Raw genomic sequence first — 15804 nt, 5'->3', positions numbered from 1 at the left:
CACGGCGCCAGAATCACATTTAAGCGCAGATATGCTGCCGTACCTTAACTAATTCGAGCTGCATCAAGGCGGCAAGTGAACGAATCCCGATGAGCGTAGTAATCTACGTGATTCGGGTGAGTGAGCGCAGCCAACAAAGATGCAGTTTGAAACAGGCGGGTAGAAATCCACAGCCAGAAGAGTAAAAGCAATAACCACGGCATGAAAAAAAATCGCGCTTTTTTGAAATGGGCGGGGGGTAAATACCCGCTGCTGGATGATATTCGACACCATCTCCCGCAGGGAGAGTGTTTAATTGAGCCTTTTGTTGGTGCCGGATCGGTGTTTCTCAATACCGATTATGAGCGCTACATTCTGGCGGATATCAACAGCGATCTGATTAATCTCTATAACATCGTTAAAACCCGCACTGTTGAGTTTATCAATGACGCACGCCAGCTGTTTACGCCGGAAGCGAACGATGCGGAGTTTTTCTATGCGCGGCGCAGCGAGTTTAACGCCAGCCAGGATCCCTATCGCCGCGCGGTGCTGTTTACCTGGCTGAATCGCCACTGTTATAACGGCTTATGCCGCTACAACCTCAGGGGCGAATTCAATGTACCCTTTGGCCGCTACCGCAAACCCTACTTCCCGGAAGATGAGTTGTACTGGTTTGCTGAACGCGCGCAAAAAGCCACCTTTGTCTGTGAATCTTACGATGTTACCCTGACTAACGCGCGTGCGGGGTCGGTAGTCTATTGTGATCCGCCGTATGCACCGCTGTCGGCCACGGCGAATTTCACCGCCTATCACACCAACAGCTTCAGTATGCGTGAGCAGCAGCATCTGGCGGAACTGGCGTCAAAGCTGTGGCAGGAGAGCGGTATCCCGGTGCTTATCTCAAATCATGATACGGCGTTGACGCGCGCCTGGTATCAGGATGCGCAACTGCATGTAGTGAAAGCGCGACGCTCCATCAGTCGCAGCATTAGTGGTCGCAGTAAAGTGGACGAAATACTGGCGCTCTACAGTTAGCTTGTTTCGTCCGCGACCTGAGAATTAACTCTGTCTGCTTGTGGTTGCCACAGGCGCACAAATTGGGAGAAACGGATGAAACGATTTTTACTGGCCCCATCAATTCTGGCTGCGGACTTTGCCCGTCTTGGCGAAGATACCGCGAAAGCACTGGCTGCGGGCGGTGATGTAGTACATTTCGACGTGATGGATAATCACTTCGTTCCCAATCTGACGATGGGGCCGATGGTGCTGAAAGCATTACGCGACTACGGCATCACTGCGCCCATCGATGTGCATCTGATGGTGAAACCGGTCGACAGCCTGATCCCCGAGTTTGCGAAAGCGGGCGCCAGCTATATCACTTTCCATCCCGAAGCCTCCCTGCACATTGACCGTTCGCTGCAGCTGATCAGAGAACATGGCTGTAAAGCCGGTCTGGTGTTTAATCCCGCCACGCCGCTGAGCTACCTCGATTATGTGATGGATAAGGTGGATATCATTCTGCTGATGTCGGTCAATCCGGGCTTTGGCGGACAGTCATTTATTCCGGCCACGCTGGATAAACTGCGGCAGGCACGCAAGCTGATTGATAACAGCGGTTACGATATTCGTCTGGAAGTGGATGGCGGCGTGAAAATCGACAATATCGCGGAGATCGCCGCTGCCGGAGCCGATATGTTTGTCGCCGGATCGGCGATCTTTGGTCATCCTGATTACAAAAAAGTGATCGACGATATGCGCAACGAACTGGAGAAATCGCACCATGGCTCATTTCACTGATATTCGCGCGCTGGCGTTTGATCTTGACGGCACGCTGGTTGACAGCGCGCCGGGTCTGGCGAGCGCGCTCGATCAGGCATTGCTGGCGATGCAGCTGCCAGCGCCAGGTGTTGAGCGCGTCTCCACCTGGATCGGTAACGGCGCCGATATTATGGTCGAACGTGCGCTGAGCTGGGCTTCAGGCCAGCCGCCGCATGAAGACCAGTCGCGCGATGCCCGTGCGCTGTTTGATAAATTCTATGCCGCAACGGTGGAGAGCGGCAGCACGCTGTTTCCGCATGTGGCTGACGTACTGGCAAAACTTTCGCAGCACAATCTTCCACTGGCGGTAGTGACCAATAAACCGACCCCTTTTGTGGAACCTTTACTGCAATCGCTGGGCATTGCGCAACATTTCTCGCTGATTATCGGCGGTGACGATGTGGTGGTGAAGAAGCCGCATCCGGCGCCACTGTTTTTAGTGCTGGGAACCTTTGGCTTGCTGCCGCAGGAGTTGCTGTTTGTCGGTGACTCGCGCAATGATATTCTGGCGGCGCAGGCTGCGGGTTGCCCCTGTGTTGGCATGACCTTCGGTTATAACTATGGTGAATCGATCACCACCAGCAATCCGGGGCTCGCTCTGGATGATTTTAACGATCTTCTGCCCGCATTAGGGCTGTAATTATCAGGATAGCAAAGCATGAGCAAACCCATCGTATTTAGCGGCGCACAGCCTTCAGGTGAACTGACCATTGGTAACTACATGGGTGCGCTACGTCAGTGGGTACAGCTGCAGGATGATTTTCACTGCATCTACTGTATCGTTGACCTGCACGCCATTACCGTCCGCCAGGACCCGGTCGCGCTGCGCAAAGCCACGCTGGATACGCTGGCGCTGTATCTGGCCTGCGGCATCGACCCGAGCAAAAGCACTATTTTTGTGCAGTCCCATGTGCCGGAGCACACTCAGCTGAGCTGGATCCTGAACTGCTATGCCTATTTCGGCGAGTTAAGCCGTATGACGCAGTTTAAGGATAAATCGACCCGCTACGAAGAGAATATCAATGCCGGTCTGTTTGACTATCCGGTGCTGATGGCGGCCGATATCCTGCTGTATCAGACCAACCAGGTGCCGGTAGGCGAAGATCAGAAGCAGCATTTAGAACTAAGCCGTGATATTGCCAGCCGTTTTAACGCGCTGTATGGCGATATCTTTAAAGTGCCTGAGCCGTTTATTCCGAAGTCCGGCGCGCGCGTGATGTCACTGCTGGAGCCGACCAAAAAGATGTCCAAGTCTGACGATAATCGCAATAATGTTATCGGCCTGCTGGAAGATCCTAAATCGGTGGTAAAAAAGATCAAACGCGCAGTGACCGACTCCGAAGAGCCGCCAGTGGTGCGTTATGACATCAAAGAGAAGGCGGGAGTATCTAACTTGCTGGACATTCTCTCCGGCGTGACCGGCAAAACTATCGCCGAGCTGGAGCAGGAGTTTGAAGGCAAAATGTATGGTCATCTGAAAGGCGCCGTGGCTGACGCGGTATCTGGTATGCTGACCGATCTCCAGGCGCGCTTCTACAGCTTCCGCAATGATGAAGCGCTGCTTGAGCAGGTGATGCGTGATGGCGCAGCCAAAGCACGCGCGCATGCCCAGCAGACGCTGAAGAAAGTGTATGAAGCGGTCGGTTTTGTGGCCCAGCCTTAAAACCACGGGCGGCGACAACGCCGCCCGTACCGCGTAAACCTAAGCACAAACCTCAACGCGACCCTCGTTAATCCGAACCGGGAAGTGCGCCACCGAATGACTCTCATCTTCCATACACAGTCCATCCCTCAGGCGAAAACGCTGTTTTTTCAGCGGACTGGCGACCCATAATTCCTGCTGATGCTCGGCGATAATCCCGCGTGACAGTACGCTGGCATCGGCGAAAGGGTCGATATTACTGATGGCGAACAGCTGTTCATCCTTTCGCGGGCGGAAAATCGCCACCTGCTGCTGATTGACCCAGGCACAGACTCCGGTAGCAGGCAGGATATCGTTTAAATTGCAGATGTTATGCCACTGGCTCACAGGTTCTCCTCCATCTCAATCTGGCGAACGTCAATGCGTTCATCAGGGCGCGCAGGGCGGTGCTGCTGGCGTTCTGCCACCACCTGCACATTAGGGTCGCGCATCGCACTGTTAATAAAGTGAGCGAAGCGCGCCTGATGCTGCGGATGCTCAACCGTTTCGCGCCACTCGCACACTACCCGTTCACGCAGACGGGTAATATCGGCCTCCAGCTGCTGATTGAGATTCAGTTTGTCGTCGATAATCACTTTTTTCAGATAGCGGATACCGCCGTCGAGACTTTCCAGCCACAGCGAAGTGCGCTGGAGTTTATCGGCGGTGCGTATATAGAACATCATAAAGCGGTCTAGGTATTGCAGCAGGGTGTCGCGATCGAGATCCGCAGCCAGCAGATCGGCATGACGTGGTTTCATGCCGCCATTACCACCGACATACAGGTTCCAGCCTTTTTCGCTGGCGATAATCCCGACATCTTTACCCTGTGCTTCAGCACATTCACGGGTACAGCCGGAGACGCCAAACTTCATTTTGTGCGGGGTGCGGATGCCTTTATAGCGGTTCTCCAGTTCGATACCAAACCCGAGGCTGTCGCCGACGCCAAAACGACACCAGCTGCTGCCAACACAGGTTTTCGCCATACGCAGTGCCTTGGCGTAGGCGTGACCGGTTTCAAATCCGGCATCAATCAGTTGCTGCCAGATGGCGGGCAGGTCGTCTTTCTGCGCGCCGAACAGCCCGATACGCTGTGAACCGGTGATTTTGGTGTAGAGCTGATACTGCTCAGCAATTCTGCCGACCGCCATTAAGCCTGCCGGGGTAATTTCGCCGCCAGCGGAGCGTGGGATCACCGAATAAGTGCCATCTTTCTGGATATTGCCGAGGAAGATATCGTTGCTGTCCTGCAACGGTGTGTGCTGCGGTTCCAGCACATATTCATTCCAGCAGGAGGCCAGCAGCGAAGCGACGGTGGGTTTACAGACTTCGCAGCCATAACCCTGACCATATTTAGTTAGCAACTGGTCGAAGCTTTTAATTTCCTCGACACGGATCAGGTGATATAGCTCCTGACGCGAATACGCAAAGTGCTCACACAGATGGTGATTCACTTCGATGCCCTGACGGCTCAGTTCAGCATTCAGCACCTGGGTAATCAGCGGTACGCAACCGCCGCAGCCGGTACCCGCGCGGGTTTCGCTTTTGATCGCCGCTACCGTATGACAACCTTTGAGCACTGCGCTGACAATATCGCCTTTGGTTACATCGAAGCAGGAGCAGATCTGCGCGCTATCCGGCAGCGACTCCACGCCAGGTAGCGGTTTATCACCGCTTAGCGTCGGCAGGATCAGGGCTTCCGGGTTTTCCGGCAGTTCAATTTTATTTAGCGCCAGCTGCAGCAGATTGCCATAATCACGGGTATCGCCGACCAGTACTGCGCCCAGCAGCGTTTTGTTATCGGCGCTGACTACCAGTCGTTTATAGGTCTCTTTGTTCTCATCCAGCCACAGATAACTGCGTGCGCCTGCGGTGCGGCCATGGGCATCACCAATTCCCCCGACATCAACACCCAGCAGTTTCAGTTTGGCGCTCATATCCGCGCCGGTAAACGCATTCTCTTTACCCAGCAGATGATCGCTGGCGACCTGTGCCATTTTATAACCAGGCGCCACCAGACCATAAATTCGCTGATTCCACGCCGCGCATTCGCCGATGGCATAGATATTCGGGTCGGCGGTCTGGCACTGATCGTTGATCAGAAAGCCGCCGCGTTGGCCCAGCGCTAAATCGCAGTGTTTAGCCAGCTTATCCTGCGGACGGATGCCGGTAGAGAACACGATAAAATCGACCTGCAGCTGGCTGCCATCGGCGAAATGCAGGGTTTTACCCGCTTTACCATGATGTTCAATCAGCTGGGTATTTTTGCCGGTATGCACCTGCACGCCCATACGCTCAATCTTCTGTCGCAGCTGCTCGCCGCCCATCGGGTCAAGCTGCTCGGCCATCAGCACCGGGGCAAATTCAATCACATGGGTCTGGACGCCGAGATTTTTCAGCGCGCCAGCGGCTTCCAGTCCCAGCAAGCCACCGCCAATTACCGCGCCGCTTTTGCTGCGACGTGCGCAGGCTTCAATGGCGTTGAGATCTTCAATCGTGCGATAGACAAAGCAGTCCTGGCCTTCAGAGCCTTTGATGGTCGGAATCCATGGATAAGAGCCGGTAGCTAATATCAGTTTGTCGTAGTGCACGATACGGCCAGTGTTGGAGTGAATCACCTTCTCCTGACGGTCGATAATAATCGCCCGTTCGCTAAGCAGCAGTTGCACATTATGTTTTTGATAATAGCCATCACGTACCAGCGACAGCTCTTCAGCAGTATGGTGGGAGAAATAGGCGGAGAGATGGACACGGTCGTAAGCTACGCGTGGTTCTTCACAAAACACAGTGATCTCAAACTGACCGGGTTCCGCTTTATCGATCAGCTCTTCGATAAAGCGGTGACCCACCATGCCATTACCGATGATGCCGAGTTTGACTTTGCTCATATTGGCCTCGAATGATTTTTTTATAGCGTTACGATAACGCGCTGGTCCGGGCGCTTATTGATGTATATCAACTTAGTCAGATACGGCTTTTGACGTTTATCTGGCTGATTTTAAATGAATTAAGATAAGTTGCAGATAATGTTCAACTTTTGCTGCGGGTCATCTGAAAATGCACTTAACTGACTTGCGCTAATTCATGCCAGGATTACACGCAGTCACCGTTTTTCCTCAGGAGGTTTGGAATGGTTTCAGGTCAGCTAAAGTGGATTAATAATTTGCGCCTGCCATCGCGCGACGGGCTGTGGCAAATCGAAATCGGCGACGGCCGGATTGTCAGTATATCGCCGCAATCACAACCCATCGAAAATGCTGAAGATACGCTGGATGCAGAAGGCGGCCTGGCATATCCGCCGTTTGTCGAACCGCATATCCATCTCGATACCACGCAAACAGCAGGTGAACCGGCGTGGAATCAGTCCGGTACACTATTTGAAGGCATTGAGCGCTGGGCCGAGCGTAAAGCTACTCTGACCCATACCGATGTGAAACAGCGGGCAAAGCAGACCCTGAAGTGGCAGATTGCGAATGGCATTCAGCATGTGCGCACGCACGTTGATGTCTCCGATCCGACGCTGACCGCCCTGAAAGCGATGCTGGAAGTTAAAGCTGAAATGGCGCCGTGGATTGAGGTGCAGATTGTGGCGTTTCCGCAGGAGGGTATTCTCTCCTATCCCGATGGTGAAGCCTTGCTGGAAGAGGCGTTACGCCTCGGCGCTGATGTAGCTGGCGCGATCCCGCACTTTGAATTCACTCGCGAATATGGTGTGGAGTCGCTGCACAAGACCTTTGCGCTGGCCAACAAATATCAGCGGCTGGTGGATGTGCATTGCGATGAGATCGATGATGAGCAGTCGCGCTTTGTGGAAACGGTGGCCGCGCTGGCGCTGCGTGACCAGATGGGCGCGCGCGTAACCGCCAGTCATACCACTGCCATGCACTCCTATAATGGCGCTTACACCTCGCGTCTGTTCCGCCTGTTAAAGCTTTCCGGGATTAATTTTGTCGCCAATCCGCTGGTGAATATTCATCTGCAGGGACGCTTTGACAGCTATCCGAAACGACGCGGCATCACGCGGGTAAAAGAGATGCTGGAGGCAGAGATTAACGTCTGCTTTGGCCATGATGATGTCTTTGATCCCTGGTATCCGCTTGGCACCGGCAATATGTTGCAGGTGCTGCATATGGGGCTGCACGTTTGCCAGTTAATGGGATATGAGCAGATCGATAGCGGCATCAATCTGATTACCCATCACAGCGCAAAAACCCTGCAGCTGGACGATTACGGCATTGAGGTGGGAAACAGCGCAAATCTGGTGATTCTGGCCGCGGAGAGCGGTTTTGATGCGGTGCGGCGTCAGGTTGCCACGCGCTATTCGATCCGTCACGGGCGGGTGATTGCAGCGACTCAACCGGCGCAGAGTGAGATCTTTCTGCAGGAGCCGGAAGAGGTTAGCTTCCGGCGTTAACCGCAGCCAGGGCGGCGTTTCGCCGCCCGTGTCGATGATTAATGCGTTACATGCCCGTGACTGCGATGCTTAGTAACAAAGCCCAGCAGCAGACACATCACAAATACTACGGCATACAGGCCATTTGAGGTCGCCAGCGCTGCATGTGCGCCGCCCTCAGCCACAATCGGGCCGGTAACTACAAAGGTCAGCATGGTGCCGACGGTGCCGCAGGTAAGGATAAAGTTCACCAGCTTTGGCGAGGAGACTTTGGTCTGCAGCGAACCCAGCGTAATGATGGTGGTATAAATCGCGCTGGAGCTGAAGCCCAGAATCATAATAATCCACTTCAGCATCGACGCATCGTTACTGCTGACAAACCAGTACATCAGCAGGGTCGCCAGACCCGCCAGCACCAGCAGAATGCGTTGCAGGTCGAAGAAGCGCAGCACAAAGCTAAACACCCACATGCCAACCATATAAGCGGTCCAGAAGTTACCGACCAGCTGACCGGCGCTGACAATATCCATGCCCATGGTTTTGGTCGCGTATTCCGGCACCCAGGAGATAAAGCCCAGCTGACCAAGGATGTAACAGAGCGCCGCAATCGACAGGAACAGCACGCCGACGCCCCATTTCTCTTTCACCACTGGCTGGTCGCTGTGCGCCTGTTTGCCCAATGCCGGGAAATCAGTGATCAGCGTCAGGGCAAAAATCGCCACATAGATCAGACCGATGCAGGCATATACCCAGTACCATGGCAAATGACGCGCCAGCAATACTCCGGCAATAATCGGGAAGATGGTGCCCGCCATGCTGAAGAAGGAGTCGGTAAACAGCAGGCGTGAGCCACGCTGGCGTCCTTCATACAGATGGGTGATCAGGAAGGTGCCGATCGACATGGTGATACCGCTGACCACGCCGAGTACAAACATGCACAGCGAGAAGATGCTCAGGCTATGGCTGGTCATCAGGCCAGCAACGGCGAGGATCATCAGCACAAAACCGAAGATCAGCTGGCGCTTCAGCGGCACGATCTCCATCAGCCAGGCATTTAGGAAAATAGCGATCAAAATACCGGCATTAAGGAAGGTAAAGGTATTGCTCATTTGCGATACCGGCAGCTGGAAATACTCTGCGATATTGCCCATCACCATCCCGGTGACAATCACCAGTGCACCGGTCAGTGCATAGGAGAAAAAGCTGATCCAGGTAAGCAAGAGTCGATTACGATTTGTCATTATGGAGACCTGTGAGTCGATGGATCCTGTAGCCCGTTAGCCCAGGGAGACAGCGGAATTGTAAAGTTATATGTGATCCGTTTAAACATATATTGAAATATGCGCAATCGATTGCACTAAAAACGTGATACACGTCACTAATTGTTGTGGTTACAACTTGTCTTATTGACTCTGTGAGCTAAGTAAATATAGGTAAAACGCTGGCTCTTATATAACAGCCTCTTTACAATCAATCTCGATTTTTGAGCTTGTGGCCCCCAGTAAGGAATCTTTCATGTTGAAACGTACTCTGACAGCGGTTGCGACAGTTCTCGCGCTGTCCACTATTTCGGTCCCGGCATTTGCCGCAAAAGGCGATACACATGTGCTGTTAACCACTTCGGCTGGCAATATTGAACTCGAACTTGATAACCAAAAAGCCCCGATTTCGGTGAAAAACTTTGTTGATTACGTCAATAATGGTTTCTATAACAACACCACTTTCCATCGCGTAATCCCTGGTTTTATGCTGCAGGGTGGCGGCTTTACCGCTGATCTACAGCAGAAGTCGGTCAATCCGCCGATTAAAAATGAAGCCGATAATGGCTTACGTAATGTGCGTGGCTCGATTGCCATGGCGCGTACCGCAGAGAAAGACAGCGCAACCAGCCAGTTCTTTATTAATATCGCGGATAATGCCTTCCTCGATCACGGTCAGCGTGATTTTGGTTACGCGGTATTCGGTAAAGTTGTTAAAGGGATGGATGTTGCCGACAAGATTTCTCAGGTGAAAACCGACAACGTGGGTCCATACCAGAATGTGCCGACGACACCGGTGGTGATCCTCTCCGCCAAAGTTATGCCTTAATCACTTCACCGCCGCAGCTTCGCGGCGGTTTGCTTTCTGCCTTCTATACTAAGGGGATACCCTGGCGGTAACGGAGGCTCTATGAACCAGAAACTGACCGATAAACAGAAAGCGGCATTGTGGTCGCAGTATCACAATGCCAATTTTCAGGCCAGCAATCGCCTGGAAGGCCACGAGACTGAAGCGATCGATCTCTCTCCGGCAGTGGCGGCAGAACGCCTGCAAACGCTGAGGAGGCACTATGAGCGCTAATGCCATGTCCGAACGCGACCCCTACTTCTGGCAGGATATCCGGGTGCTGAAAAATCGCCTGCAGATCCGCGAAGCGCATCGGCTGCAACAGGCCGAACTGGAGCTTAGCGCGCTGCGTGCGGCGACGATTGAACTGGGCGTGCCGGGTCTCGGTTTCCCCCATCTGCGCGCGCTGCACCGCACACTGTTTCAGGATCTCTACGACTGGGCCGGTGAACTGCGGCAGATCGATATCTATATGGATGACACGCCGTTCTGTCATTTCGAATATATCGAGAAAGAGGGCAACGCCCTGATGGCAGCGCTGGAGGCGGAAAAGGGGCTGGCGGATTTACCGCCGGATCAATTTATTGCCCGTATGGCGCACTACTATTGTGAAATCAATATGCTGCATCCATTCCGTGATGGTAACGGACGCGCGCAGCGGCTGTTCTTTGAGCAGCTGGCGCTGCATGCGGGTTATCTGATTCAGTGGCAGTATGTCGACCGTGATAGCTGGCTGAAAGCCAATCGTGACGGCGTAAGTGGCGATCTGCGGGGATTAATCGATATCTTCGGCAAAGTGGTCAGCACACCGGCGTAAGATGCTAGAATAGCCGCGTGTTAATTTTGCTTTTTAGCCCGGAATCACCATGCTGCTGCTGATCGATAACTACGATTCCTTCACCTGGAATCTCTACCAATACTTCTGCGAACTGGGCAGTGAAGTCTGTGTTCGTCGTAATGACGAGATCACACTGAACGAGATTGCGACATTGCAGCCCGCGCATCTGGTGATCTCCCCGGGTCCCTGTACCCCCGATGAAGCTGGCATCTCGTTAGCCGCCATCCGCCATTTTGCCGGAAAATTACCGATTCTCGGCGTCTGTCTTGGCCATCAGGCTATTGCGCAGGCGTTTGGCGCGCGCGTAATTCGTGCGCGTCAGGTCATGCATGGCAAAACGTCGGCTATTGAACACCATGATCGCGGTGTCTTTAGCGGCTTAAATCATCCGCTGACGGTGACGCGTTATCATTCACTGATTGTCGAACAGCCATCACTGCCGGATTGCTTTGAAGTGACCGCCTGGAGCCAGCTTGACCAGCAGCCTGATGAGATTATGGGCTTGCGCCATAAGACCCTGCCGCTGGAAGGTGTGCAGTTCCACCCGGAAAGCATACTCAGTGAGCAGGGGCATCAGCTACTGGATAATTTCCTCAAACAGACAGTTTAGATTTGCCTTTGCGTGATTTTTTATGCATATTTTGTGATTATTATTTCACGTATCCATAACGCATAATCAGACGAGGTAGTGAATGGCAGCGGAAAAGATGACGGTTACGCGCGCAACATTTGATGAGGTGATTTTGCCTGTTTATGCACCAGCACAGTTTGTGCCGGTGAAAGGCAAGGGTAGCCGCGTATGGGATCAGCAGGGTAAAGAGTATATCGATTTCTCCGGTGGCATCGCGGTAACCGCGTTAGGTCACTGCCATCCGGCGCTGGTCGAAACGCTGAAAACCCAGGGTGAAACGCTGTGGCACACCAGCAACGTCTTTACTAACGAGCCGGCACTGCGACTGGCCAGTAAGCTGATTGCCGCCACCTTTGCCGATCGCGTGTTCTTTGGTAACTCCGGCGCCGAAGCTAATGAAGCCGCATTTAAGCTGGCGCGTTACTATGCCGCCAACCGTCACAGCCCGTATAAAAGCAAGATTATCGCTTTCCATAATGCTTTCCATGGCCGTACTTTGTTTACCGTTTCTGTCGGTGGACAGCCCAAATATTCTGACGGCTTTGGCCCGAAACCGGCAGATATCGTGCATGTGCCGTATAACGATCTGGCGGCGGTGAAAGCGGTGATTGATGATCACACCTGCGCTATTGTCGTGGAGCCCATTCAGGGTGAAGGCGGCGTAATGCCAGCCACCGCTGAATTTATTCAGGGACTGCGTGCGCTTTGTGACGAGCATAAAGCTCTGCTGGTATTTGATGAAGTGCAGAGCGGGATGGGGCGCAGCGGCAAGCTGTTCGCCTATGAACACTATGGCGTGGCGCCAGATATTCTCACTACCGCCAAAGCGCTGGGTGGTGGCTTCCCGGTCAGTGCGATGCTGACCACCAATGAGATTGCTTCGGTGATGGCGCCCGGCGTGCATGGCACCACCTATGGCGGTAATCCGTTAGCTTGTGCGATTGCCGAAACCGCGCTGGATATTATTAATAGCGATGAAGTGCTGAGTGGCGTGGAAACCCGTCGTCAGCAGTTTGTTGCGGCGTTAAAAGCCATCGATGCAAAACTGGATCTGTATAGCGATATCCGTGGTAAAGGTCTGTTGATTGGTGCCGAGCTGAAACCACAGCATGCCGGTAAAGCGCGCGATATCCTGAATGCCGCGGCGGCAGAAGGGGTGATGATCCTGAATGCCGGAACTGACGTGATCCGTTTTGCGCCGTCACTGGTGATTGAGCCGACCGATATCACTGAAGGTATGGCGCGCTTTGCTCTGGCGGTGGAGAAGGTGTTGGGTAAGTAATGGATTGCACAGGGCGGCGATAACCCCGCCCTGGCAAAATGATCATCGGTTCCTGTAGGGGCGGCGTTCTCGCCGCCCGTGTTGATAATTTGCAACGGCCTTCATGACGGCGTTCTCGCCGCCCGTGTTGATAATTTGCAACGGCCTTCATGGCGGCGTTCTCGCCGCTTATCATCGGCACTATCTTATGATTTACGCAATTTCCTTACCAGCCACTGGCCATGATGAGGTCGCTGGCTCCACGCCAGAGATGAGATGGTATGCATCACACCCAGATGGCCGAGTATACGCTTCACATGGCGTTCCATAATTGTCGTTGGTCCCTGCTCCGCATTCTCAGGCGCTTCCAGAATATTGCTATCCGATCCCGGGCCGTCATACTCCAGCCGTTGCTGACAGCGTTGCAACGCAATCTCGCAGGATTGCAGATAGCGCTCGGCCAGCGCTGGCGTCAGCATAGTATGTTCGCGCGCCAGAATCGTCATGGCATTGATATGTTCAACAATAAACTGGCTATGCGTCACCCATAACTTCATATCCGACAGGTAACGGTCGTTAAAGCCGGGTTCCTGCATCGCCTGATTAAGCGAGTTAAATAGCGCATTGTGCGCCTGATTGACGCGCATACGCTGGTAAGCCAGTTTATCAGCGCTCTGTTCGCTGCCCAGCAGCATCTGCAGGGCATCCTGATAGGCGCCGAGCGCGTCGTGGGCATTGCGTCGCATTAAGCCGCTCTGCCACTGCGGCCACAGCCAGACCATGCCGCCAAAGGCGATCAGACAACCCATCACGGTATCCAGCAAACGCGGCAACAGGAATTGTGAACCGGCAAGAGTCAGTAATTGCAACGAGTACACCGCGGTGACGGTAAAACCGATGGTGGCCCAGCCATAGTATTTGCGAATAAACAGATAGCTCACCAGCGTAATCACCAGCATTGCCAGCAACACCCAGCCTTCTGCCACATGAAAGCGCAGCGTGGCCGCCGCGATAATCAGTCCCGCCAGCGTGCCCAACGCACGGTGCTGGATACGTACCCGCGTGGCGCTGTAACCATTCTGGCTGACAAACATAATGGTCATCAGGATCCAGTAGGGTTTGGGAATATTAAAAAACAGCGCCATTGAGCTGCCAAACATCAGCATTACCGCAAAGCGTGCCGCGGTGCGCAGCGCCGATGACTTCAGCGACAAATAGCTTTTCAGCGCCGGGAACACCGGCAGCCGGCGCTGGCGATCGGCCATCAGATCGCGTTGATAAAGCGGCCGCTGGGTGCGTAACACACGCGCGATACGGCTGAAGTGGTAATAACAGAAATTGCCCACCGGATTTTCGCTGTGCTGGCGCGCGATTTTCTCCAGCGCCTGCAACTGTTTATCCATGGTGAAGCGATCGGGCAGCTTATGGTAAAGGATATCATCGGCCAGCTGACGCAGGCGCGCGGCAATCACCTGTGCGTTCCAGCGGATAACCGCTTCGGCATGGCTCTGCTCCACCAGTTTCTGTACCTCTTCCGGCTGATGCAGGCTGACGGCAATATGCTCCTGCAGATCCAGCGCCACCTGGAAAGCGCGCGTCAGGCGCTTATGGTGGTTATCACGATTCGCTGACAGCATATGCATCTGCTGATAGCAGATGGTGATCAGATCGACGGCTTTCTGCTGGCGCGCCAGCAAAGGCGGAAGCGCTTTTTCCGGATCGGTCAGTTTGGTCAGCATGCTGTACTTGGCGTCGCAGTAATCCGCCAGTTCGCGATATAGCAGGCTAAGGGATTCACGCATCGGCTGCTCTTTCCACAGCCAGAACCACAACCAGTTAAATGCGCCATACCAGATGGTGCCGAGAATATACAGCAACGGCGGCTGCCAGATGGGCATATGGCCTGTCAGGCTAAGGGTGAAAATCCCGGCGATCAGTGAGGCGGGCAGCAGGCGGGCGTGTAACGGGCTGATTTCACCGAGGAAACCAAGCAGCATCGCCATGGCGAACAGAATTGCTGGCAGCGGAATACTGTCTTGCGTCATCCACTGGATCAGAAAGCTGCTGAGGGCAAACAGGCCGCCGCCAATAATCAGGCGCTTGAAAAAGCGTTTATGAGGCGTATCAAGACCAGCAATATTGCAACAGGCGGGAACTAACGAGAACAGCAGACCCTGTTGTAATCCGCCGAACAGCAGACCGATCGCCACAGGTAAGCACAGCACCAGCGTTTGCCGCAGCGCGTAGTTTACTTCCGGGTGATAGATAATTCTCCGCCACATCAGGTAATCACAACATAAAAAAACGGCGCGATCGCGAGTGCATCACGCCGTGGGGGTCAGTTTGACTTAACGTGTGCCATACACGACGATGGTTTTGCCGTGTGCGGAGATCAGATTCTGATCTTCCAGCATTTTTAAAATACGGCCAACAGTTTCACGTGAACAGCCAACGATCTGGCCAATCTCCTGACGGGTGATTTTGATTTGCATCCCGTCCGGGTGAGTCATCGCATCTGGTTGTTTCGCCAGATTAAGCAGCGTTTGTGCAATGCGGCCCGTCACATCAAGGAAAGCTAAATTGCCCACTTTCTCTGATGTCACCTGCAGACGGCGAGCCATCTGAGACGAGAGGCGCATCAAAATATCCGGGTTTACCTGAATCAGCTGACGGAATTTTTTATAGGAAATTTCAGCCACTTCGCAGGCGGTTTTTGCCCGAACCCAGGCGCTACGCTCCTGACCTTCTTCAAACAGGCCAAGCTCGCCGATGAAATCTCCCTGGTTAAGATAGGAGAGGATCATCTCTTTGCCTTCTTCATCCTTGATCAACACAGCTACAGCGCCTTTAACGATGTAGTAGAGTGTTTCTGCCTTTTCACCTTGGTGAATCAGCGTGCTTTTGGATGGATATTTGTGAATATGGCAATGTGACAGGAACCATTCGAGTGTAGGGTCTGTTTGCGGTTTGCCGAGAACCATTCGCTTTCATCCTCTGTTGTAATCGTGCCCTAATAACAGGGGGATTCGTTCCCTGCAGGCGTTGAAATATTCAAGCGTTTTCCCATCAGGAAAGTTGTCCGGGCTTCTGTTCAGAG

General features: G+C 53.5%; 15 protein-coding genes. 10 read left to right on the top strand and 5 right to left on the bottom strand.

Annotation, left to right across the window (positions count from 1 at the left end):
* Nucleotides 1–201 precede the first annotated feature (201 nt).
* The 4 genes from dam to trpS all read left to right on the top strand — a co-directional run bounded on the left by dam (nucleotide 202) and on the right by trpS (nucleotide 3460).
* Nucleotides 202–1014 (top strand): adenine-specific DNA-methyltransferase, encoded by an 813-nt coding sequence (gene dam, locus N5923_RS08265; RefSeq protein WP_267141285.1) that lies wholly within the window; start codon nucleotides 202–204, stop codon nucleotides 1012–1014.
* A 75-nt stretch (nucleotides 1015–1089) separates the two neighbouring features.
* Nucleotides 1090–1776: a ribulose-phosphate 3-epimerase gene (rpe, locus tag N5923_RS08260; RefSeq protein WP_267141284.1), complete on the top strand. Its 687-nt coding sequence runs from the start codon at nucleotides 1090–1092 to the stop codon at nucleotides 1774–1776.
* Nucleotides 1760–2437, top strand: a complete 678-nt coding sequence (locus N5923_RS08255; RefSeq protein ID WP_267141283.1) for a phosphoglycolate phosphatase — start codon at nucleotides 1760–1762, stop codon at nucleotides 2435–2437. The genes rpe and N5923_RS08255 overlap by 17 nt, the downstream gene beginning before the upstream one ends.
* An 18-nt stretch (nucleotides 2438–2455) precedes the next feature.
* Entirely contained in the window at nucleotides 2456–3460 is a 1005-nt protein-coding gene (gene trpS, locus N5923_RS08250) for a tryptophan--tRNA ligase (RefSeq protein ID WP_267141282.1), read from the top strand.
* A 39-nt stretch (nucleotides 3461–3499) separates the two neighbouring features.
* Here the strand turns inward: trpS and nirD are convergent, their stop codons facing one another.
* Both nirD and nirB read right to left on the bottom strand, forming a co-directional pair.
* A complete protein-coding gene (gene nirD, locus N5923_RS08245) occupies nucleotides 3500–3826 on the bottom strand; it encodes a nitrite reductase small subunit NirD (RefSeq protein ID WP_267141281.1) in 327 nt (108 codons plus the stop codon).
* Entirely contained in the window at nucleotides 3823–6366 is a 2544-nt protein-coding gene (gene nirB / locus N5923_RS08240) for a nitrite reductase large subunit NirB (RefSeq protein WP_267141280.1), read from the bottom strand. Before nirB ends, nirD begins: the two co-directional genes overlap by 4 nt.
* Before the next feature lie 242 nt (nucleotides 6367–6608).
* Between nirB and N5923_RS08235 the strand changes: the two genes are divergently transcribed.
* The gene (locus N5923_RS08235) at nucleotides 6609–7892 is read left to right on the top strand and encodes a cytosine deaminase (protein WP_267141279.1); all 1284 of its coding nucleotides are present in this window, start codon (nucleotides 6609–6611) and stop codon (nucleotides 7890–7892) included.
* A 38-nt stretch (nucleotides 7893–7930) separates the two neighbouring features.
* Here the strand turns inward: N5923_RS08235 and tsgA are convergent, their stop codons facing one another.
* Nucleotides 7931–9112: an MFS transporter TsgA gene (tsgA, locus tag N5923_RS08230; protein WP_267141278.1), complete on the bottom strand. Its 1182-nt coding sequence runs from the start codon at nucleotides 9110–9112 to the stop codon at nucleotides 7931–7933.
* A gap of 274 nt (nucleotides 9113–9386) precedes the next feature.
* Between tsgA and ppiA the strand changes: the two genes are divergently transcribed.
* From ppiA to argD, 5 genes are all read left to right on the top strand, one after another.
* The gene (gene ppiA, locus N5923_RS08225; RefSeq protein ID WP_267141277.1) at nucleotides 9387–9959 is read left to right on the top strand and encodes a peptidylprolyl isomerase A; all 573 of its coding nucleotides are present in this window, start codon (nucleotides 9387–9389) and stop codon (nucleotides 9957–9959) included.
* Nucleotides 9960–10040: 81 nt separating this feature from the next.
* Nucleotides 10041–10211: a YhfG family protein gene (locus N5923_RS08220; protein WP_267141276.1), complete on the top strand. Its 171-nt coding sequence runs from the start codon at nucleotides 10041–10043 to the stop codon at nucleotides 10209–10211.
* Complete coding sequence (locus N5923_RS08215) at nucleotides 10201–10794, top strand: putative adenosine monophosphate-protein transferase Fic (RefSeq protein ID WP_267141275.1); 594 nt, start codon at nucleotides 10201–10203, stop codon at nucleotides 10792–10794. Before N5923_RS08220 ends, N5923_RS08215 begins: the two co-directional genes overlap by 11 nt.
* Nucleotides 10795–10843: 49 nt before the next feature.
* The gene (locus N5923_RS08210; RefSeq protein WP_267145227.1) at nucleotides 10844–11425 is read left to right on the top strand and encodes an aminodeoxychorismate synthase component II; all 582 of its coding nucleotides are present in this window, start codon (nucleotides 10844–10846) and stop codon (nucleotides 11423–11425) included.
* Between the two features lie 82 nt (nucleotides 11426–11507).
* Entirely contained in the window at nucleotides 11508–12728 is a 1221-nt protein-coding gene (argD, locus tag N5923_RS08205; RefSeq protein WP_267141273.1) for a bifunctional acetylornithine/succinyldiaminopimelate transaminase, read from the top strand.
* A gap of 185 nt (nucleotides 12729–12913) precedes the next feature.
* Here argD and N5923_RS08200 read toward each other — a convergent pair whose 3' ends face one another.
* Nucleotides 12914–14989 carry a YccS/YhfK family putative transporter gene (locus N5923_RS08200; protein ID WP_267141272.1) on the bottom strand — a complete coding sequence of 692 codons (2076 nt, stop codon included), beginning with the start codon at nucleotides 14987–14989 and terminating at the stop codon, nucleotides 12914–12916.
* A 66-nt stretch (nucleotides 14990–15055) separates the two neighbouring features.
* Complete coding sequence (gene crp, locus N5923_RS08195; RefSeq protein ID WP_017803012.1) at nucleotides 15056–15688, bottom strand: cAMP-activated global transcriptional regulator CRP; 633 nt, start codon at nucleotides 15686–15688, stop codon at nucleotides 15056–15058.
* Nucleotides 15689–15804: the final 116 nt, after the last annotated feature.

Origin of the sequence: Winslowiella arboricola (genome assembly GCF_025527015.1) — a bacterium.
Classification (GTDB): Bacteria; Pseudomonadota; Gammaproteobacteria; order Enterobacterales; family Enterobacteriaceae; genus Erwinia; species Erwinia arboricola.
Note: the sequence above shows the minus strand (reverse complement) of the source record. Positions and strands in the feature narration are given on the sequence as shown.